At 62.2% G+C, this 19,597-nt stretch carries 27 protein-coding genes; all 27 read left to right on the top strand.

Annotated elements, in window-relative coordinates:
- Nucleotides 1-78 precede the first annotated feature (78 nt).
- Nucleotides 79-4,296, top strand: a complete 4,218-nt coding sequence (gene rpoC, locus GFD32_RS16895; protein WP_163577751.1) for a DNA-directed RNA polymerase subunit beta' — start codon at nt 79-81, stop codon at nt 4,294-4,296.
- A 178-nt stretch (nt 4,297-4,474) separates the two neighbouring features.
- Complete coding sequence (rpsL, locus tag GFD32_RS16890) at nt 4,475-4,849, top strand: 30S ribosomal protein S12 (RefSeq protein WP_089688555.1); 375 nt, start codon at nt 4,475-4,477, stop codon at nt 4,847-4,849.
- 133 nt (nt 4,850-4,982) lie between these two features.
- Nucleotides 4,983-5,453, top strand: coding sequence for a 30S ribosomal protein S7 (gene rpsG, locus GFD32_RS16885; RefSeq protein WP_163577750.1), 471 nt, complete (start codon nt 4,983-4,985; stop codon nt 5,451-5,453).
- A 96-nt stretch (nt 5,454-5,549) separates the two neighbouring features.
- Nucleotides 5,550-7,670 (top strand): elongation factor G, encoded by a 2,121-nt coding sequence (fusA, locus tag GFD32_RS16880; protein ID WP_163577749.1) that lies wholly within the window; start codon nt 5,550-5,552, stop codon nt 7,668-7,670.
- 29 nt (nt 7,671-7,699) lie between these two features.
- Entirely contained in the window at nt 7,700-8,893 is a 1,194-nt protein-coding gene (gene tuf, locus GFD32_RS16875) for an elongation factor Tu (RefSeq protein ID WP_163577748.1), read from the top strand.
- 163 nt (nt 8,894-9,056) lie between these two features.
- Nucleotides 9,057-9,368 carry a 30S ribosomal protein S10 gene (rpsJ, locus tag GFD32_RS16870; RefSeq protein WP_089688549.1) on the top strand — a complete coding sequence of 104 codons (312 nt, stop codon included), beginning with the start codon at nt 9,057-9,059 and terminating at the stop codon, nt 9,366-9,368.
- 153 nt (nt 9,369-9,521) lie between these two features.
- A complete protein-coding gene (gene rplC / locus GFD32_RS16865) occupies nt 9,522-10,160 on the top strand; it encodes a 50S ribosomal protein L3 (protein WP_163577747.1) in 639 nt (212 codons plus the stop codon).
- A gap of 14 nt (nt 10,161-10,174) precedes the next feature.
- Complete coding sequence (gene rplD / locus GFD32_RS16860; protein WP_163577746.1) at nt 10,175-10,780, top strand: 50S ribosomal protein L4; 606 nt, start codon at nt 10,175-10,177, stop codon at nt 10,778-10,780.
- Nucleotides 10,777-11,073, top strand: a complete 297-nt coding sequence (gene rplW / locus GFD32_RS16855) for a 50S ribosomal protein L23 (protein WP_089688543.1) — start codon at nt 10,777-10,779, stop codon at nt 11,071-11,073. The genes rplD and rplW overlap by 4 nt, the downstream gene beginning before the upstream one ends.
- A gap of 17 nt (nt 11,074-11,090) precedes the next feature.
- A complete protein-coding gene (gene rplB, locus GFD32_RS16850) occupies nt 11,091-11,918 on the top strand; it encodes a 50S ribosomal protein L2 (protein ID WP_163577745.1) in 828 nt (275 codons plus the stop codon).
- Between the two features lie 22 nt (nt 11,919-11,940).
- On the top strand, nt 11,941-12,216 hold the full coding sequence (rpsS, locus tag GFD32_RS16845; RefSeq protein WP_009098993.1) for a 30S ribosomal protein S19: 276 nt from the start codon (nt 11,941-11,943) through the stop codon (nt 12,214-12,216).
- An 18-nt stretch (nt 12,217-12,234) separates the two neighbouring features.
- Nucleotides 12,235-12,567 (top strand): 50S ribosomal protein L22, encoded by a 333-nt coding sequence (gene rplV, locus GFD32_RS16840; RefSeq protein WP_097790618.1) that lies wholly within the window; start codon nt 12,235-12,237, stop codon nt 12,565-12,567.
- Between the two features lie 11 nt (nt 12,568-12,578).
- Entirely contained in the window at nt 12,579-13,277 is a 699-nt protein-coding gene (gene rpsC, locus GFD32_RS16835) for a 30S ribosomal protein S3 (RefSeq protein ID WP_163577744.1), read from the top strand.
- Nucleotides 13,278-13,292: 15 nt separating this feature from the next.
- Entirely contained in the window at nt 13,293-13,706 is a 414-nt protein-coding gene (gene rplP / locus GFD32_RS16830) for a 50S ribosomal protein L16 (RefSeq protein WP_163577743.1), read from the top strand.
- Nucleotides 13,706-13,897, top strand: a complete 192-nt coding sequence (rpmC, locus tag GFD32_RS16825; protein ID WP_163577742.1) for a 50S ribosomal protein L29 — start codon at nt 13,706-13,708, stop codon at nt 13,895-13,897. The genes rplP and rpmC overlap by 1 nt, the downstream gene beginning before the upstream one ends.
- Nucleotide 13,898: 1 nt before the next feature.
- Nucleotides 13,899-14,159 (top strand): 30S ribosomal protein S17, encoded by a 261-nt coding sequence (gene rpsQ, locus GFD32_RS16820; RefSeq protein ID WP_163577774.1) that lies wholly within the window; start codon nt 13,899-13,901, stop codon nt 14,157-14,159.
- Between the two features lie 39 nt (nt 14,160-14,198).
- Nucleotides 14,199-14,570, top strand: a complete 372-nt coding sequence (gene rplN, locus GFD32_RS16815) for a 50S ribosomal protein L14 (RefSeq protein ID WP_163577741.1) — start codon at nt 14,199-14,201, stop codon at nt 14,568-14,570.
- Between the two features lie 14 nt (nt 14,571-14,584).
- Nucleotides 14,585-14,902, top strand: coding sequence for a 50S ribosomal protein L24 (gene rplX, locus GFD32_RS16810; RefSeq protein WP_163577740.1), 318 nt, complete (start codon nt 14,585-14,587; stop codon nt 14,900-14,902).
- Nucleotides 14,903-14,920: 18 nt separating this feature from the next.
- Nucleotides 14,921-15,460: a 50S ribosomal protein L5 gene (gene rplE, locus GFD32_RS16805; RefSeq protein WP_089688526.1), complete on the top strand. Its 540-nt coding sequence runs from the start codon at nt 14,921-14,923 to the stop codon at nt 15,458-15,460.
- 10 nt (nt 15,461-15,470) lie between these two features.
- Nucleotides 15,471-15,776 carry a 30S ribosomal protein S14 gene (gene rpsN / locus GFD32_RS16800; RefSeq protein WP_163577739.1) on the top strand — a complete coding sequence of 102 codons (306 nt, stop codon included), beginning with the start codon at nt 15,471-15,473 and terminating at the stop codon, nt 15,774-15,776.
- 35 nt (nt 15,777-15,811) lie between these two features.
- Nucleotides 15,812-16,204 (top strand): 30S ribosomal protein S8, encoded by a 393-nt coding sequence (gene rpsH / locus GFD32_RS16795; protein WP_163577738.1) that lies wholly within the window; start codon nt 15,812-15,814, stop codon nt 16,202-16,204.
- Nucleotides 16,205-16,213: 9 nt separating this feature from the next.
- On the top strand, nt 16,214-16,744 hold the full coding sequence (gene rplF, locus GFD32_RS16790; protein ID WP_163577737.1) for a 50S ribosomal protein L6: 531 nt from the start codon (nt 16,214-16,216) through the stop codon (nt 16,742-16,744).
- A 9-nt stretch (nt 16,745-16,753) separates the two neighbouring features.
- Complete coding sequence (gene rplR, locus GFD32_RS16785; RefSeq protein ID WP_163577736.1) at nt 16,754-17,104, top strand: 50S ribosomal protein L18; 351 nt, start codon at nt 16,754-16,756, stop codon at nt 17,102-17,104.
- A gap of 11 nt (nt 17,105-17,115) precedes the next feature.
- Complete coding sequence (gene rpsE / locus GFD32_RS16780; RefSeq protein WP_089688515.1) at nt 17,116-17,616, top strand: 30S ribosomal protein S5; 501 nt, start codon at nt 17,116-17,118, stop codon at nt 17,614-17,616.
- A 5-nt stretch (nt 17,617-17,621) separates the two neighbouring features.
- Complete coding sequence (gene rpmD, locus GFD32_RS16775; RefSeq protein WP_089688582.1) at nt 17,622-17,804, top strand: 50S ribosomal protein L30; 183 nt, start codon at nt 17,622-17,624, stop codon at nt 17,802-17,804.
- Between the two features lie 3 nt (nt 17,805-17,807).
- Nucleotides 17,808-18,242, top strand: a complete 435-nt coding sequence (rplO, locus tag GFD32_RS16770; RefSeq protein WP_163577735.1) for a 50S ribosomal protein L15 — start codon at nt 17,808-17,810, stop codon at nt 18,240-18,242.
- Nucleotides 18,243-19,574, top strand: coding sequence for a preprotein translocase subunit SecY (gene secY / locus GFD32_RS16765; RefSeq protein WP_163577734.1), 1,332 nt, complete (start codon nt 18,243-18,245; stop codon nt 19,572-19,574).
- Nucleotides 19,575-19,597: the final 23 nt, after the last annotated feature.

The raw sequence follows: 19,597 nt of genomic DNA, 5'->3' as shown, positions 1-19,597 counted from the left end.
CGCCTGCACTTCACAGTATGACGGTCCGCGGGGGTGGCGACGCCCCCGCCCATGACAACTCCGCAACGGAGCCGACCCATGAAAGATTTGGTGAAAGTCCTCAAATCGCAGTCTCAGTCCGACGAGTTCGACGCGATCAAGATCACGCTGGCGTCCCCGGACATGATTCGCAGCTGGTCCTTCGGCGAGGTGAAGAAGCCCGAGACCATCAACTACCGCACCTTCAAGCCGGAGCGGGACGGCCTGTTCTGTGCCAAGATCTTCGGTCCGGTGAAGGACTACGAGTGCCTGTGCGGCAAGTACAAGCGGATGAAGCATCGCGGCATCATCTGCGAGAAGTGCGGCGTCGAGGTCACCAAGGCCGCCGTACGTCGCGAGCGCATGGGGCACATCGAGCTGGCGAGCCCCGTCGCCCACATCTGGTTCCTCAAGTCGCTGCCGTCGCGCATCGGCATGTTCCTGGACATGACCCTGCGCGACATCGAGCGAGTGCTCTACTTCGAGAGCTTCGTGGTCATCGATCCGGGCATGACCACCCTCGAGCGCGGCCAACTGCTCAATGACGAGCAGTACTTCGAGGCTCTCGAAGAGTTCGGCGACGACTTCGACGCGCGCATGGGCGCCGAAGCGGTGCAGGCACTGCTCAAGGACATCGACTTGGGCGAGGAGATCGATCGCCTGCGCGAGGAGATCCCTCAGACCAATTCCGAGACCAAGATCAAGAAGCTGTCCAAGCGCTTGAAGCTGCTGGAGGCGTTCTACAACTCCGGCAACGATCCCGCGTGGATGGTCATGGAAGTGCTCCCGGTGCTGCCGCCCGACCTGCGTCCGCTGGTCCCGCTGGACGGCGGGCGCTTCGCCACGTCCGACCTCAACGACCTGTATCGTCGGGTGATCAACCGCAACAACCGCCTCAAGCGGCTTCTCGACCTCAATGCGCCGGACATCATCGTGCGCAACGAGAAGCGCATGCTGCAGGAAGCGGTGGACGCCCTGCTGGACAACGGCCGTCGCGGCCGGGCCATCACGGGTTCCAACAAGCGCCCGTTGAAGTCGCTGGCCGACATGATCAAGGGCAAGCAGGGCCGTTTCCGCCAGAACCTGCTGGGCAAGCGCGTCGATTACTCCGGTCGTTCGGTGATCACCGTGGGCCCGACCCTGCGCCTGCACCAGTGCGGCCTGCCCAAGAAGATGGCGCTGGAGCTGTTCAAGCCGTTCATCTACTCCAAGCTGCAGTACAACGGCCAGGCCTCCACCATCAAGGCGGCCAAGAAGATGGTCGAGCGCGAGCTGCCCGAGGTGTGGGACATCCTCGCCGAGGTCATTCGCGAGCACCCGGTTCTGCTCAACCGTGCACCGACCTTGCACCGCCTCGGCATCCAGGCCTTCGAGCCGCTGCTCATCGAAGGCAAGGCGATCCAGCTGCATCCGCTGGTGTGTGCCGCCTACAACGCCGACTTCGACGGCGACCAGATGGCGGTGCACGTGCCGCTGACGCTGGAGGCCCAGCTCGAATCGCGGGCGCTGATGATGGCCACCAACAACGTGCTATCGCCGGCCAACGGCGAGCCGATCATCGTGCCCTCTCAGGACGTGGTGCTGGGTCTTTACTACATGACCCGCGAGAAGATCAACGCCAAGGGCGAGGGCATGGTGTTCGCCAACCTCGACGAAGCGGAACGCGCCTTCGGCACCCAGAACGTGTCACTGCATGCTAGAGTCAAGGTGCGCTTGACCGAGGTGGAGTTCGACGAGGAAACCGGTGAGCGCAAGGAGCAACGTCATCTCTACGACACCACCGTGGGGCGTGCTCTGCTGTTCCGCATCCTGCCGGAGGGCGTGCCCTTCGCGCTGGTCGATCAGCCGATGAAGAAGAAGGCGATCTCCGGCCTGCTCAACGAGGTGTATCGCCGCGCCGGTCTCAAGCCGACCGTCATCTTCGCCGACCAGCTGATGTACACCGGCTTCCGCCTAGCCACTTGGTCGGGCGCTTCCATCGGTGTCAACGACTTCGTCATTCCGGAAAGCAAGGCGGAGATCGTCGATGGGGCCGAGGCCGAGGTCAAGGAGATCGAGGATCAGTTCTCCTCCGGTCTCGTGACCGCCGGCGAGAAGTACAACAAGGTCATCGACATCTGGTCCAAGGCCAATGACAAGGTGGCCCGGGCGATGATGGATGGTATCGAGAAGGAAACAGTGGTCGATCGCGACGGCAACGAGGTCGAGCAGGGTTCCTTCAACAGCGTCTTCATCATGGCCGACTCGGGAGCGCGGGGCAGTGCCGCCCAGATCCGCCAGCTGGCGGGCATGCGCGGTCTGATGGCCAAGCCCGACGGCTCAATCATCGAAACGCCGATCGTCGCCAACTTCCGCGAAGGTCTCAACGTCCTGCAGTACTTCATCTCCACCCACGGCGCGCGCAAGGGCCTGGCGGACACGGCGCTCAAGACCGCCAACTCGGGCTACCTGACCCGTCGCCTGGTGGACGTGGCCCAGGACATGGTCATCACCGAGGCGGATTGCGGCACCGAACAAGGTCTGACGTTGCATCCGATCATCGAGGGTGGCGACATCATCGTCTCGCTGGCCCAGCGCGTGCTGGGTCGCGTGGTGGCACGCGACGTCATCGATCCGGCCAGCGAAGAGGTGCTGATCGAAAAGGGCACCATGCTCGACGAGGCATGGTGCGCTCGGCTCGACACCATGGGCGTCGACGAGATCGTGGTGCGCAGCTCGATCACTTGCCAGTCTGCCCACGGCGTCTGCTCGGCCTGTTACGGCCGCGACCTGGCACGCGGACATCAAGTCAACATCGGTGAATCCGTGGGCGTCATTGCCGCCCAGTCCATCGGTGAGCCGGGCACCCAGTTGACCATGCGGACCTTCCATATCGGTGGTGCGGCATCGCGCGCTTCGGCGGTGGACAGCGTGCAGGTCAAGCATGGCGGCAAGGTGCGCCTGCACAACATGAAATTCGTCGAGCGCGCCGATGGCAAGCTGGTGGTGGTGTCGCGCTCCAGTGCCCTGGCCGTGGCCGACGATCACGGTCGCGAGCGCGAGTACTACAAGCTGCCCTACGGTGCCGAGCTCGACGTGCGCGACGGCGATGCCGTGGAAGCCGGCCAGGCGGTGGCGAAGTGGGATCCGCATACCCACCCGATCGTCGCCGAGGCCGAAGGTACCGTGCAGTACGCCGACATGGTCGAAGGCGTTACCATCCACCGCAGCGTGGATGAAATGACCGGCCTCTCTTCCATCGAGGTGATCGAGTCGGCATCGCGTCCACAGGCAGGTCGCGACAAGCGTCCGATGATCACGCTCAGCGATGCATCCGGCGAACCGGTAGCGGTCCCCGGCTCGAATACGCCGGTACAGTACCTGCTGCCGGGCAATGCCATCGTCTCGGTGGACGACGGCGCCCAGATCGGCATCGGCGAAGTGGTGGCGCGCATTCCGGTGGAGGCGTCCGGTACCAAGGACATCACCGGCGGTCTGCCCCGCGTCGCCGACCTTTTCGAGGCGCGCAAGCCCAAGGAGCCGTCGATTCTCGCCGAAATCAGCGGCACCGTCAGCTTCGGCAAGGAAACCAAGGGCAAGCGGCGCCTGACGATCACCCCCAACGACGGCGATCCGTTCGAGATGCTGATCCCGAAGTGGCGTCAGATCGCGGTCTTCGAAGGCGAGACCGTCGAGAAAGGCGAAGTGATCTCCGATGGGCCGAGCAACCCTCACGACATCCTGCGTCTGCTGGGCATTGCCGAGCTGGCCAAGTACATCACTGCCGAGGTGCAGGACGTCTACCGGTTGCAGGGCGTGGGCATCAACGACAAGCACATCGAGGTGATCGTGCGTCAGATGCTGCGCAAGGTGGAGATCACCGACGCCGGCGACTCCGACTTCATTCCCGGCGATCAGGTCGAGCTCGTTCGCGTGCTCGAGCAGAACGCGCGCCTGGAAAAGGAAGAGAAGTTCCCGGCTCGGTACGAGCGTCTGCTGCTCGGCATCACCAAGGCCAGCCTGGCCACCGAGTCGTTCATCTCCGCAGCTTCGTTCCAGGAGACCACTCGCGTGTTGACCGAGGCGGCAGTGACTGGCAAGCGCGACTACCTGCGTGGCCTGAAGGAGAACGTGGTGGTGGGTCGCCTGATTCCCGCGGGGACGGGGCTGGCCCATCACCAGGAGCGCCGTCGCAAGCGCGACGAGGCCGAGCGCACCTTCCATCCGTCGGCCTACGATGTCGAGCAGGAGCTGGGCGCCCAGCTCACGGCACTGGACTCGGATGACGACGACCTCTAGGCGGACGAGGACGACGGCAGGGGGTATTAGCCCCCTGCTTGACGTCCGCCCCGGTCAGACATTAGAATGCGCAGCCTTTAACAGTGGGGCGGGTGCGCCCGCCCGCTGCGAAAAGGTACGCAAGACAGGAAGCGAACAGCGACTCGCTTCCGCCAAGGCAACCCATTCGGAGCAATCAATGGCAACGATCAATCAGCTCGTGCGCAAGCCGCGCAAGCGCCCCGCCGCCAAGAGCGACGTGCCGGCGCTGCAGGCCTGTCCGCAGAAGCGCGGTGTGTGCACTCGCGTCTATACGACCACCCCGAAGAAGCCGAACTCGGCGCTGCGTAAGGTGTGTCGTGTGCGCCTGACCAACGGTTACGAGGTTTCCTCGTACATCGGCGGCGAAGGTCACAACCTCCAGGAGCACTCCGTCGTGTTGATCCGCGGCGGCCGCGTCAAGGACTTGCCGGGCGTGCGCTATCACACCGTGCGGGGTGCGCTGGATACCTCCGGTGTGCAGAACCGCAAGCAGGGCCGTTCCAAGTACGGCACCAAGCGTCCCAAGGTCTGATTGGCCGGGACGGATATCACACGGAAAAGGTTTTGGTCTGATAAGAGTAAGGCCGGACGGCGTGATTGCCTGCGAAGAGCGGGTGGCGTGAGTGCCGGGTTTGCCTGAAGGACCCTTCAACAGAGGGCTTGTCATGCCTAGAAGAAGAGTTGTAGCCAAGCGCGAAATCCTGCCGGATCCCAAGTTCGGAAGCGAGCGTCTGGCGAAGTTCATGAACCACCTGATGGTCAGCGGCAAGAAGTCCGTTGCTGAGCGTATCGTCTACGGTGCGCTGGACAGGGTTGCCGAGCGCAGTAAGGAAGAGCCGCTGGAGATCTTCGACAAGGCGCTGGAAGCCATTCAGCCCATGGTCGAAGTCAAGTCGCGCCGCGTCGGCGGTGCGACCTATCAGGTGCCGGTAGAAGTTCGCCCCTCGCGTCGTCAGGCTCTGGCCATGCGCTGGCTGGTGGATGCCGCGCGTCGTCGAGGCGAGAAGACCATGGTGCAGCGCCTGGCCGGCGAGATGCTGGATGCCGCCGAAGGCAAGGGCTCGGCCGTCAAGAAGCGGGAAGACGTGCATCGCATGGCAGAGGCCAACAAGGCTTTCTCCCACTACCGTTTCTAAGCGCCGCGTTACTGCAAGCGCCGCTTCAGACGACGAGTTCCATACACGAAGCGCCACTCAGTGGGGTGGCCCTTCACAGCAATGGAGAATTCCATCGTGCCACGCAAGACCCCGCTCAAGCGCTACCGCAATATCGGTATCGTGGCTCACGTCGACGCCGGCAAGACCACCACGACCGAGCGTATCCTGTTCTACACCGGCCTCTCCCACAAGGTGGGCGAGGTGCATGATGGCGCTGCCACCATGGACTGGATGGAGCAGGAGCAGGAGCGCGGCATCACCATCACTTCTGCGGCGACCACCTGCTTCTGGCAGGGCATGAACAAGCAGTTCGACGAGCACCGCATCAATATCATCGACACCCCCGGGCACGTCGACTTCACCATCGAGGTGGAACGCTCCCTGCGCGTGCTGGATGGCGCTGTGGTGGTGCTGTGCGGCAGCTCTGGCGTACAGCCACAGACCGAGACCGTATGGCGTCAGGCCAACAAGTACGAAGTGCCGCGCATGGTGTTCGTCAACAAGATGGACCGCACCGGTGCCGACTTCTTCATGGTCGTCAGTCAGCTCAAGGAACGGCTGGGTGCCAACGCCGTGCCGATCCAGATCAACTGGGGCACCGAAGACGAGTTCAAGGGCGTCATCGATCTGCTGCAGATGAAAGCCATCGTTTGGGACGAAGACAGCCTCGGCATGAACTACGAGCTCGAGGACATTCCCGCCGAGCTTCAGGAAACTGCCGAAGAGTATCGCGAGCAGATGGTCGAGGCGGCTGCCGAAGCCTCCGAAGAGCTGATGGACAAGTACCTCGAAGAGGGCGAGCTCTCCGTCGAAGAGATCAAGGCTGGTCTGCGTCGTCGTACCCTGGACAACGAGATCGTGCTGGTTACCTGCGGTTCGGCGTTCAAGAACAAGGGCGTGCAGGCGGTGCTCGACGGTGTCATCGAATACATGCCGTCGCCCACCGAGGTGAAGGCCATCGAAGGCGAGATGGACGACAAGGACGGCACCATCGAGACCCGCGAGGCCGATGACAGTGCGCCCTTTGCCGCGCTGGCCTTCAAGATCGCCACCGATCCCTTCGTCGGCACCCTGACCTTCATCCGTGTCTACTCCGGTGTCCTCAATTCCGGCGACAGCGTCTACAACTCCGTCAAGCAGAAGAAGGAGCGCGTCGGCCGTATCGTGCAGATGCACTCCAACTCCCGCGAAGAGATCAAGGAAGTGCGCGCCGGCGACATCGCCGCTTGCATCGGCCTGAAGGACGTCACCACCGGCGACACCCTGTGCGACATTAACAGCAAGATCGTGCTTGAGCGCATGGAGTTCCCGGACCCGGTGATTTCCGTGGCCGTGGAGCCGAAATCCAAGGCCGACCAGGAAAAGATGGGCGTGGCCCTGGGCAAGCTGGCTCAGGAAGATCCCTCCTTCCAGGTCAAGACCGACGAAGAGACCGGTCAGACGATCATTTCAGGGATGGGCGAGCTGCACCTGGACATCCTCGTCGACCGCATGCGCCGCGAGTTCAAGGTCGAGGCCAACATCGGCAAGCCGCAGGTTGCCTACCGCGAGACGATCAAGCATAGCGTCGAGCAGGAAGGCAAGTTCGTGCGTCAGTCGGGCGGTCGCGGGCAGTACGGTCACGTGCATCTGCGGATCGAGCCGCTCACAGCGGAAGATAAGGGCGAAGATGAAGAAATGCACTTCAAATTCGCTTCGGAAATCGTCGGCGGCGTGGTTCCCAAGGAATACGTGCCGGCCGTCGAGAAAGGGGCCTACGAGCAGCTGCAGAACGGTGTCATCGCGGGCTACCCGATGATCGACGTCAAGGTTACGCTGTACGATGGTTCCTATCACGACGTGGACTCCAACGAGACCGCGTTCAAGGTCGCTTCTTCCATGGCGATCAAAGAAGGTGCCAAGAAGGCCAAGGCCGTGCTGCTGGAGCCGGTGATGAAGGTCGAAGTCGTGACGCCCGAGGAGTTCATGGGGGATGTCATGGGCGACCTGAACCGCCGTCGCGGCCTGGTATCGGGCATGGATGACTCGCCGGCCGGCAAGATTATCCGCGCCCGGGTTCCGTTGGCTGAGATGTTCGGTTACGCGACCGATCTGCGTTCTCAGACCCAGGGCCGCGCAAGCTACGTCATGGAGTTTGCGGATTACGAAGAGGCGCCGTCCAGCGTCGTTGAAGCCGTCATCAACCAGAACGGTTAACCGTTAGCTAACGTAAAGAGGTTAAAGCAGTGGCTAAGGAAAAATTCGAACGTTCCAAACCGCACATCAACGTCGGCACCATCGGTCACGTCGACCACGGCAAGACCACGCTGACTGCGGCCCTGACCCGCGTTTCTGCCGAGGTGTTCGGCGGCGACTGGCGTGAGTTCGACTCCATCGACAACGCCCCGGAAGAGCGTGAGCGCGGCATCACCATCGCCACCTCTCACGTGGAGTACCAGTCCGAGACGCGCCACTACGCGCACGTCGACTGCCCCGGGCACGCCGACTACGTGAAGAACATGATCACCGGCGCGGCCCAGATGGACGGCGCGATCCTGGTGTGCAGCGCCGCCGACGGCCCCATGCCGCAGACCCGCGAGCACATCCTGCTGTCGCGTCAGGTCGGCGTACCGTACATCGTCGTGTTCCTCAACAAGGCCGACATGGTCGACGACGAGGAGCTGCTCGAGCTGGTCGAGATGGAAGTGCGCGAGCTCCTCAGCGAGTACGACTTCCCTGGCGACGACACGCCGATCATTACCGGTTCCGCCCTGATGGCTCTGGAAGGCAAGGACGACAACGGCATGGGTACCACTGCCGTTGCCAACCTGATCAAGGCCCTGGACGAGTACATTCCGGAGCCGGAGCGTGCCATCGATCAGCCGTTCCTGATGCCGATCGAGGACGTCTTCTCCATCTCCGGCCGCGGTACCGTGGTGACCGGTCGTGTCGAGCGCGGCATCGTCAAGGCCGGTGAAGAGGTCGAGATCGTCGGTATCAAAGATACCACCAAGACCGTCGTCACTGGTGTCGAGATGTTCCGCAAGCTGCTCGACGAAGGTCGTGCCGGCGAGAACATCGGTGCCCTGCTGCGTGGCACCAAGCGCGACGACGTCGAGCGCGGTCAGGTGTTGGCCAAGCCGGGTACCATCACCCCGCACACCCAGTTCGAGGCCGAGGTCTACGTGCTGTCCAAGGATGAGGGTGGTCGTCATACCCCCTTCTTCAAGGGCTACCGTCCGCAGTTCTACTTCCGTACCACCGACATCACCGGTACCTGTGAGCTGCCGGAGGGCGTCGAGATGGTCATGCCGGGCGACAACGTCAAGATGACCGTCAATCTGATCGCCCCGATCGCCATGGACGAAGGTCTGCGCTTTGCCATCCGCGAAGGCGGCCGCACCGTCGGCGCTGGCGTCGTGGCCAAGATCATTCAGTAAGTACCGAGCTGCTGAGTGATCGAAGGGGGCTCCGCAAGGAGCCCCCTTTCTGCGCACCGCCACGAAGGGTTTGACTCTCGTGTGCGGCGTGCCTATAATGCGCATCCTTTGAATGCGTGGGTAGGCGGCTTAGGCCGTCGACTTCCATTGGAGTTTAGGGCAAATGCAGAACCAGAAGATTCGCATTCGGTTGAAGGCGTTCGACCACCGCCTGATCGACCAGTCCGCCGCGGAGATCGTCGAAACCGCCAAGCGGACCGGCGCGCAGGTCCACGGTCCGATCCCGCTGCCGACCAACCGCGAGCGCTATACCGTGCTGATCTCGCCGCACGTCAACAAGGACGCGCGCGACCAGTACGAGATTCGCACGCACAAGCGCGTCCTCGATATCGTCGAGCCGACCGAAAAGACCGTCGATGCCCTGATGAAGCTCGACCTCGCCGCCGGCGTGGACGTGCAGATCAAGCTCGATTGACACCACACTAGACACCCGCGGCCCAGCGCTCGACATTCGCGTCGTTCGAGCAGCAGCCGCCGCGCCGTGAGGCGCTACACAACGTGCTAGTGGAATGCTCTGGAAAGGGCAGCCATAGCGGGTGATAGCCCCGTACACTAAAGGAGACTGAGAATGACTATCGGTTTAGTCGGAAAGAAGGCCGGGATGACCCGCGTCTTCACCGAAGATGGCGCATCCGTGCCCGTAACCGTGATCGAGGTTGAGCCGAATCGCATCACTCGCGTGAAGTCCGTCGAGTCCGATGGTTACGCAGCGGTTCAGGTGACAACCGGTTCCCGCAAGGCCAAGCACTTGACCAAAGCCCAGGCCGGGCAGTTCGCCAAGGCAGGTGTCGAGGCCGGTCGTTCGCTGATGGAGTTCCGCCTTCCCGAAGGCAGCGAGACTCCGGAAGTGGGCGGCGAACTCACCGTATCCCTCTTCGAAGCTGGTCAAATCGTCGACGTGACCGGCACCTCCAAGGGCAAGGGCTTCCAGGGCGCCGTCAAGCGCTGGAATTTCCACACCCAGGACAACAGCCACGGTAACTCCCTGGCCCACCGTGCGCCGGGCTCTATTGGCATGTGTCAGACACCGGGTCGCGTCTTCAAGGGCAAGAAGATGGCCGGACAGATGGGCAATGCCCGCTGCACCGTTCAGAGCCTCGAAGTCGTGCGGGTCGATGCCGAACGCAACCTGCTGTTGATCAAGGGCGCCGTGCCTGGTGCCACCGGCAGCGACGTCATCGTGCGCAGTGCCGTCAAAGCTGGCTGAAGGGGAGTTTACCGATGAATCTGAATCTTGCTGCAGGCGCGGGTACCGTAGAAGTGTCCGATGCCACCTTTGGCAACGCATTCAATGAGGCGCTGGTGCACCAGGTCGTCACCGCATATCTGGCGGCTGGCCGTCAGGGCACTCGCGCCCAGAAGAACCGTTCCGACGTGCGCGGCGGCGGCAAGAAGCCGTGGCGCCAGAAGGGAACGGGTCGCGCTCGTGCCGGCACCATTCGCTCGCCCCTGTGGCGCAGCGGCGGGGTAACTTTCGCGGCACGCCCGCAGGACTACACCCAGAAGGTGAACCGCAAGATGTACCGCGCGGCGATGCGCGCCATTCTCTCCGAGCTGGTTCGCCAGGATCGTCTCGTCGCCGTCGACACTTTCGGTGTGGAAGCCCCCAAGACCAAGCAGCTCGTGGCCAAGCTGGACGAGCTGGGCCTGGAGAAGGCGCTGATCGTCACAGAAGAACTCGACGAGAACCTTTACCTGGCTGCTCGCAACATCCCCAACGTGGATGTGGTGGACGTGGCAGCTGCCGATCCGGTGAGCCTGGTCGCCTTCGACAAGGTGCTCGTCACCGTCTCCGCCCTGCGTAAATTCGAGGAGAAGCTGGCATGAACCAGGAGCGTGTATTCAAGGTGCTGCTCGGCCCTCACGTGACCGAGAAAGCCGCCATGGCTGCCGAACGCAACCAGTACGTGTTCAAGGTGGCCAGTGATGCGACCAAGCCCGAGATCAAGAAGGCCGTCGAGGCGCTGTTCGGCAAGAAGGTCGACCGTGTCCAGACCCTGAACGTCAAGGGCAAGACCAAGCGTAGTGCGCAGGGCATGGGGCGTCGCAACGGTTATCGCAAGGCCTACGTGACCCTGGCGGCCGGCGAGACGCTCGAAGACTTCACTGGCGCCGAATAAGGGCAGGAGTACGGATCATGTCAATCGTCAAGACGAAACCCACATCCGCCGGTCGTCGCCACGTCGTCAAGATCGTCGGTGACGAGCTGTACAAGGGCAAGCCCTATGCGCCGCTGCTCGAGAAGCAGTCGCGCAGCGGTGGGCGCAACAACAACGGTCGCATCACCACCCGTCACGTGGGCGGTGGGCATCGACAGCACTACCGGGTCATCGATTTCAAGCGCACCAAGGATGGCGTTCCGGCCATCGTCGAACGCCTGGAGTACGATCCCAATCGCAGTGCTCACATCGCACTGCTCAAGTACCTGGACGGTGAGCGTCGCTACATCATCGCGCCCAAGGGCGTGAAGGTCGGTGACCGTCTCGAGTCCGGCGTGAACGCAGCGATCAAGAAGGGCAATGCTCTGCCGCTGCGTAACATCCCGCTGGGTTCCACCGTGCACTGCATCGAGCTCAAGCCCGGAAAGGGCGCTCAGCTCGCCCGCAGTGCCGGTACCAGCGCCCAGGTCGTGGCCCGTGAAGGCAACTACGCCACCCTGCGCCTGCGCTCCGGCGAAATGCGCAAGGTGCTGGCCGAGTGCCGCGCGACCCTGGGGGAAGTGAGCAACTCCGAGCACAGCCTGCGTCAGCTTGGCAAGGCCGGTGCGAAGCGCTGGAGAGGGGTGCGCCCGACCGTTCGCGGCGTGGCCATGAACCCGGTGGACCATCCGCACGGCGGCGGTGAAGGCCGCACCAGCGGTGGTCGTCATCCGGTGTCGCCGTGGGGCATTCCCACCAAAGGCCACAAGACCCGCAAGAACAAGCGCACCGATGCGCTCATCGTTCGTCGCCGCAAGGCCAAGTAACAGACATTAAGGGGTAACGGCTGTGCCACGTTCACTGAAGAAAGGTCCCTTCATTGACCTTCATCTGCTGAAGAAGGTTGAGGCTGCAGTGGAGAAGAACGACCGCAAACCGATCAAGACCTGGTCGCGTCGTTCCATGATCCTGCCGAACATGGTCGGGCTCACCATTGCAGTCCATAACGGTCGCCAACACGTCCCGGTGCACGTCTCCGAGGAAATGGTTGGCCACAAGCTGGGCGAATTCGCTGCCACCCGCACCTATCGCGGTCATGCGGCGGACAAGAAAGCCAAACGGTAAGCCAGAGAGGATTGAGAGATGGAAGTCACAGCTAAGCTGCGTGGCGCTCGTTTATCCGCCCAGAAGGCCCGTTTGGTGGCTGACCAGGTGCGCGGTAAACCGGTCGCCGAAGCGCTCGACCTGCTGACCTTCTCACCGAAGAAGGCTGCCAAGCTGGTCAAGAAGGTGCTGCAGTCCGCCATCGCGAATGCGGAAGAAAACAACGGCATGGATATCGACGAGCTGCGTGTCTCGACCATCTGCGTCGATGAGGGCATGACGCTCAAGCGCATCCGTCCGCGCGCCAAGGGCCGTGCGGATCGCATTTTGAAGCGCACCTGCCACATCACCGTCAAGGTAGCCGAGAAGTAGGAGTCGACCAGATGGGTCAGAAAGTCAATCCAACAGGCATTCGGTTGGGCATCGTCAAGGACCACACCTCCGTGTGGTACGCCGAGGGCGATACCTATGCCGACAAGCTGAACAACGACCTCGAAGTGCGTCGCTTCCTCGAGGAGCGCCTGAAGAATGCGTCCGTGAGCCGCATCACTATCGAGCGTCCGGCGAACAACGCCCGTATCACCATTCACACTGCCCGTCCGGGCATCGTGATCGGCAAGAAGGGTGAGGACGTCGACCGCCTGCGTCGTGATGTCAGCGCCATGATGGGCGTGCCGGTGCACGTCAACATCGAGGAAGTTCGCAAGCCGGAACTCGATGCCAAGCTCGTCGCGCAGAACATCGCCGGCCAGCTCGAGCGTCGTGTGATGTTCCGTCGCGCCATGAAGCGTTCCGTACAGAACGCCATGCGCCTGGGCGCTGGCGGCATCAAGGTGATGTTGTCAGGTCGTCTCGGCGGTGCGGAAATCGCGCGTACCGAATGGTATCGCGAAGGCCGTGTGCCGCTGCATACCCTGCGGGCGGACATCGACTACGCCACCTTTGAGGCGAAAACCACCTACGGCATCATCGGTGTCAAGGTGTGGGTCTTCAAGGGTGAAATCCTCGGGGGCATCGAGGAGGTACGCGCCAAGGCCAAGCAGCCGCAGGCCGCGCCCTCCAAGAAGAAAGGTTCCAGGTAAGGGGAGAGCGAGTCGATGTTACAACCCAAGCGCATGAAATTCCGCAAGGTGCAGAAGGGCCGCAATCGTGGTCTGGCGCATCGCGGCAGCAAGGTGAGTTTCGGCGAGTATGGCCTCAAGGCCACTGGCCGGGGTCGCGTCACCGCTCGTCAGATCGAGGCCGGACGTCGTGCGATCACTCGCCACGTCAAGCGTGGTGGCAAGATCTGGATCCGCGTGTTCCCCGACAAACCGATCTCCAAGAAGCCCTTGGAAGTTCGTATGGGTAAGGGCAAGGGCTCCGTGGAGTACTGGGTCGCACAGATTCAGCCCGGTCGCATGCTGTACGAGATCGAAGGGGTTTCCGAAGAGCTGGCGCGTGAGGCATTCGCCCTGGCCGCTCAGAAATTCCCGGTCTCCACCACCTTTGTGAAACGGACGGTGATGTGATGAAAGCCCAGGAAATTCGCGAAAAGTCAGTCGAGGATCTCCGTGAGCAGCTCCTCGAGCTGCTCAAGGAGCAGTTCAACCTGCGCATGCAGAAGGCCACCGGCCAGCTGAGCCAGACACATCTGCTCAAGCAGGTCCGTCGGGATATCGCCCGCGTCAAGACGGTGCTCAACGAGAAGGCAGGTGACTGAGATGGCCGAAGAGAAGAAAGCCCGTACGCTCACCGGCAAGGTGGTGAGCGACAAAATGGAAAAATCCATCGTCGTGATGATCGAGCGCCGCGAGCGCCACCCGATCTACGGTAAGTACATGAAGCGCTCCACCAAGCTGCATGCCCATGACGAGGCCAACCAGGCGAAGATCGGTGACACGGTCTCCATCCAGGAGTGTCGTCCGCTGTCACGCAAGAAGGCCTGGACCCTGGTCGAGGTGATCGAGCAGGCCAAGGGCTGAGCTCGGCGAGTGCAGTCAGGTTAGGTTTGGAGAAAACCGATGATTCAGACTCAGACAATGCTGGATGTCGCCGACAACAGCGGAGCGCGCCGGGTGCAGTGCATCAAGGTGCTGGGTGGTTCTCACCGCCGCTATGCCCGCGTGGGCGACATCATCAAGGTAACGGTGAAGGAAGCCATCCCGCGTGGCAAGGTCAAGAAGGGCCAGGTGCTCAAGGCGGTGGTGGTTCGCACCCGCAGCGGCGTTCGTCGTAATGACGGCTCGCTGATCCGCTTCGACGGAAATGCGGCGGTTCTGTTGAACAATACCAACGACCAGCCGATCGGTACCCGTATCTTCGGACCGGTGACCCGTGAGCTTCGTACCGAGAAGTTCATGAAGATCATTTCCCTGGCGCCCGAAGTGCTGTAAGGAGCGAGGCGGATATGCAAAAGATCAAACGTGACGATGAAGTGATCGTCATCGCCGGCAAGGACAAGGGCAAGCGCGGCACCGTGAAGCGCGTCCTCAAGGACGAACGCTTCGTCGTGTCCGGTGTGAACATGATCAAGCGTCACACCAAGCCCAACCCCATGGCGGGCAAGCAGGGCGGTATCGTCGAGCGCGAGGCTCCGATTCACGCGTCCAACGTGGCGATCTTCAATCAGGAGACCGGTAAGGCGGATCGCGTCGGCTTCCAGGTTAAGGAAGACGGTACCAAGGTACGCATTTACAAGTCGACGCAGATGCAGATCGACGCCTAACGCGAGTCGGGTAGCAAAATGGCGAACTTGAAAGAACGTTATCAGAACGAGGTGGTGGCTCAACTCAAAGAGCAGTTCAGCTACGCCAACGTGATGCAGGTGCCGCGGGTCTCCAAGGTGACCTTGAACATGGGCATCGGCGACGCGACCAGCGACAAGAAGCTGATCGAGAATGCCATCGCCGACCTGGAGAAACTCTCCGGTCAGAAACCGGTGGTGACCAAGGCGCGCAAGTCCATCGCGGGCTTCAAGGTGCGCGAAGGTTGGCCGATCGGCATCAAGGTGACCCTGCGCCGCGAGCGCATGTGGGAATTCCTCGATCGTCTGGTCAACATCGCGATCCCCCGCGTACGTGACTTCCGTGGTCTCAACCCGAAGTCCTTCGACGGTCGTGGCAACTACTCCATGGGGGTGCGTGAGCAGATCATCTTCCCGGAGATCGAGTATGATAAGATCGACCGGATTCGTGGTCTGGATGTCACCATCACCACCACCGCCAACACCGATGAGGAAGGGCGTGCTCTGCTCAGCGCGCTGAACTTCCCGTTCAAGAGATAAGGGTGGGATCATGGCAAAGAAAAGCATGGTAGAGCGTGAGTTCAAGCGCGCGAAGCTGGTCGAGAAGTACGCGGCCAAGCGCGCCCAGCTCAAGGCAGTCATCCAGGACGTGAACGCTTCCGACGAAGAGCGCTTCGACGCAACGCTCAAGCTGCAACAGTTGCCGCGCGACTCTAGCCCGGTTCGCCAGCGCAATCGCTGCCGCGTGACCGGTCGCCCGCACGGCTACTACAACAAGTTCGGCCTGGGCCGCAACAAGCTGCGTGAAGCCGCCATGCGTGGCGAGGTCCCTGGGCTCAAGAAGTCCAGCTGGTAAGACCGCCACGTGGAATCATCAGGAGCGCAACGTAAATGAGCATGCAAGACACTCTGGCGGATATGTTCACCCGTATCCGCAATGCGCAGCAGGCCACCAAGGAGACGGTTTCCATGCCGTCCTCCAAGCTCAAGGTCGAGGTGGCCCGCGTGCTGAAGGAAGAGGGCTACATCGCCGACTTCGCGGTGGCCGAGGGTGCCAAGCCCGAGCTGACCGTGACCCTCAAGTATTTCGAGGGCAAGCCGGTCATCGAGCACCTGCAGCGGGCTTCCAAGCCGTCCCTCCGGCAGTACCGCGGCAAGGACTCCCTGCCCAAGGTGGCAGACGGTCTGGGCGTGTCGATCGTCACCACCTCGCAGGGCGTGATGACCGATCGTGCCGCCCGTCAGGCCGGCGTCGGTGGCGAAGTCATCTGCACCGTATTCTAGGAGTTTGGAATGTCCCGCGTAGCCAAATATCCGGTTAAAGTGCCTGCCGGCGTCGACGTCAAGCTCGACGGCGACCAGCTGACCGTCAAGGGCAGCCAGGGCACGCTTTCCATGTCCGTCCACCCCGACGTGGTCATCGGCCAGGAGGAGGGTCAGCTGACCTTCACTCCCAGCGAGACGGCCAAGTCCTGGGCGATGGCCGGTACCACGCGCGCTCTGGTCCAGAACCTGGTCACCGGCACCTCCGAGGGTTTCACCAAGACCCTCGAGATCAATGGTGTCGGCTATCGTGCCCAGGCCAAGGGCCAGACGCTCAACCTGACACTGGGCTTCTCGCACCCGGTCGATTACACACTGCCTGACGGTGTCACGGCGGAAACGCCCAAGAACACCGTGATCGTGCTGAAAAGCGCGGACAAGCAGAAGCTCGGCCAGGTCGCTGCGGAAATCCGCGCCTTCCGTCCGCCCGAACCCTACAAGGGCAAGGGTGTTCGTTACGCCGACGAGCAGGTGCGTCGCAAAGAAGCCAAGAAGAAGTAAGGCAGGGTTATGAACGCGAAGAAAGAATCTCGTCTCCGTCGTGCCCGCCGCGCTCGCGCCAAGATGCGCGAGCAGGGCGTGTATCGCCTGTGTGTCAACCGTACCCCGCGTCACATCTACGCGCAGATCATCTCGCCGGATGGCGCCAAGGTTCTGGCCAGCGCTTCCACGCTGGACAAGGCGCTACGTGAGGGTGCGACCGGTAACTCGGACGCTGCCGCCAAGGTGGGCGCACTGATTGCCGAACGCGCCAAGCAGGCTGGCATCTCCCAGGTGGCTTTCGACCGTGCCGGGTTCAAGTACCACGGCCGCGTCAAGGCCCTGGCCGACGCCGCACGTGAAGGCGGCCTGGAATTCTAAAGGGTTTTACGATGGCGAAGAACGAACAGAACACCGGCGATCTGCAAGAGAAACTCGTGCAGGTCAACCGTGTCGCCAAGGTGGTCAAGGGTGGCCGGATCTTCGGTTTCACCGCCCTGACCGTCGTCGGCGATGGCAACGGTCGCGTAGGTTTTGGCCGCGGCAAGGCACGCGAAGTGCCGGTCGCGATCCAGAAGGCGATGGATCAAGCACGTCGCAACATGGTCAAGGTGAGCCTCAAGGGTCATACCCTGCAGTACCCGGTCAAGGCGCGTCACGGTGCCTCAAAGGTGTACATGCAGCCGGCCTCTGAGGGTACCGGGATCATCGCCGGCGGCGCCATGCGCTCCGTACTCGAGCTGGCTGGCGTCCACGACGTCCTGGCCAAATGCTACGGCTCCACCAATCCGGTGAACGTGGTGCGGGCGACCGTCAACGGTCTCGCCTCCATGCAGTCGCCGGACGACATCGCCGCCAAGCGCGGCTTGAGCGTCGAAGCGATCACGGGGTGAATACCATGGCAGCAACGATCAAGGTTACCCAGACCCGCAGCACCATCGGTACGTTGCCCAAGCATAAGGCCACCATGAAAGGCCTTGGGCTGCGCCGGATCGGTCACACGGTGGAACTGGAAGACACCCCTGCCGTCCGCGGCATGATCCACAAGGTCAACTACCTTGTGCGGGTAGAGGGAGAGTAATCCATGAAACTCAATGCACTGAGCCCGGCACCGGGCTCCAAGCACGCCGAGAAGCGCGTCGGCCGTGGCATCGGCTCGGGCCTCGGCAAGACCGGTGGCCGTGGCCACAAGGGTCTCAAGTCACGCAGTGGCGGTACGGTGAAGCCTGGTTTCGAAGGCGGCCAGATGCCGTTGCAGCGTCGTTTGCCCAAGTTCGGCTTCACCTCCGCGAAATCGCTGGTTTCCGAGGAAGTGCGCCTGGCCGAGCTGGCCAAAGTCGCTGGCGACGAAGCCACTCTGGAAACGCTGAAGCAGGCCAACGTGCTGAAGGACGCCACGCAGCATGCGAAGGTCATTCTTTCCGGCGAACTGAACAAGGCGGTCACCGTGCGCGGTCTCAAGGTCACCAAGGGTGCCCGTGCCGCGATCGAAGCCGCCGGCGGCAAGGTAGAGGACTAAATGGCCAAGTCAGGAAACATGCCGGCGATGGGCAGCGGTTTGAGTGAACTATGGGCGCGCCTGCGCTTCGTGCTCCTCGCCATCGTGGTGTACCGCATCGGTGCCCACATTCCCGTGCCCGGTATCAATCCTGACCAGCTTGCTGCCTTGTTCAGGGAGCAGCAGGGTACCATCCTGGGCATGTTCAACATGTTCTCGGGCGGTGCCCTGGAGCGCATGAGCATCATGGCGCTGGGCATCATGCCCTACATCTCGGCGTCGATCATCATGCAGCTGCTGACCGCCGTCTCGCCACAGCTCGAGCAGCTGAAGAAGGAAGGCGAGGCCGGCCGCCGCAAGATCAGCCAGTACACCCGCTACGGTACGGTGTTGCTGGCGCTGATCCAGGCTACCGGCATGTCGGTGGGGCTGGCCAGTCAGGGAATCGCGTACACGGCCGACTTCAGCTTCTATTTCACTGCCATCGTGAGTTTCGTCACGGGGGCGGTGTTTCTGATGTGGTTGGGTGAACAGATTACCGAGAAGGGCATCGGCAACGGCATTTCGCTGCTGATCTTCGCGGGTATCGTTGCCGGGCTTCCGGGCGCCGTGGGACAGGCCTTCGAGCTGGCCCGCAACGAAGGGGCATGGAACGTGCTGCCGCTGCTGGCGCTGTCTGCACTGGGTATCGCCACCGTGGCCTTCGTGGTGTTCATCGAGCGGGGTCAGCGCCGTATCACGGTGAACTACCCGCGGCGCCAGGTGGGCAACAAGATGTATGCCGGCCAGAGTAGCTACTTGCCGCTCAAGGTGAACATGGCGGGCGTGATTCCGGCGATCTTCGCCTCGAGCATCCTGCTGTTCCCGGCGTCGCTGGGGCAGTGGGTCGGTGCCGGCGACGGTATGGAGTGGTTGCAGCGTGCTTCCCAGGCGCTGGGCCCGGGCCAACCGCTGTACATCTTGCTTTTCGCCGCAGCGGTGATATTCTTCTGCTTCTTTTACACAGCGCTGGTCTTCAATCCCAAGGACGTCGCCGACAACCTCAAGAAGTCGGGGGCCTTCCTGCCGGGTATTCGCCCCGGCGAGCAAACCGCTCGCTACGTCGACAAGGTCATGACGCGTCTAACCTTGTTCGGTGCTCTGTACATCACGGGCGTTTCCTTGATGCCACAGTTCCTGATCGTCGCCTGGAACGTGCCGTTCTTCTTTGGCGGTACGTCGCTGCTGATCGTGGTGGTGGTGATCATGGACTTCATGGCTCAGGTACAGTCGCACCTCATGTCGCATCAGTACGACTCGGTGATGAAGAAGTCCAACCTGAAAGGCTACGGTAGCGGCGGCATCATGCGCTGAGGCGTGCCGCACGCGATTTGGAG

It is taken from the genome of Halomonas faecis (genome assembly GCF_010993975.1).
Classification (GTDB): Bacteria; Pseudomonadota; Gammaproteobacteria; order Pseudomonadales; family Halomonadaceae; genus Halomonas; species Halomonas faecis.
This window is presented reverse-complemented; position numbering and strand designations above follow the sequence as displayed.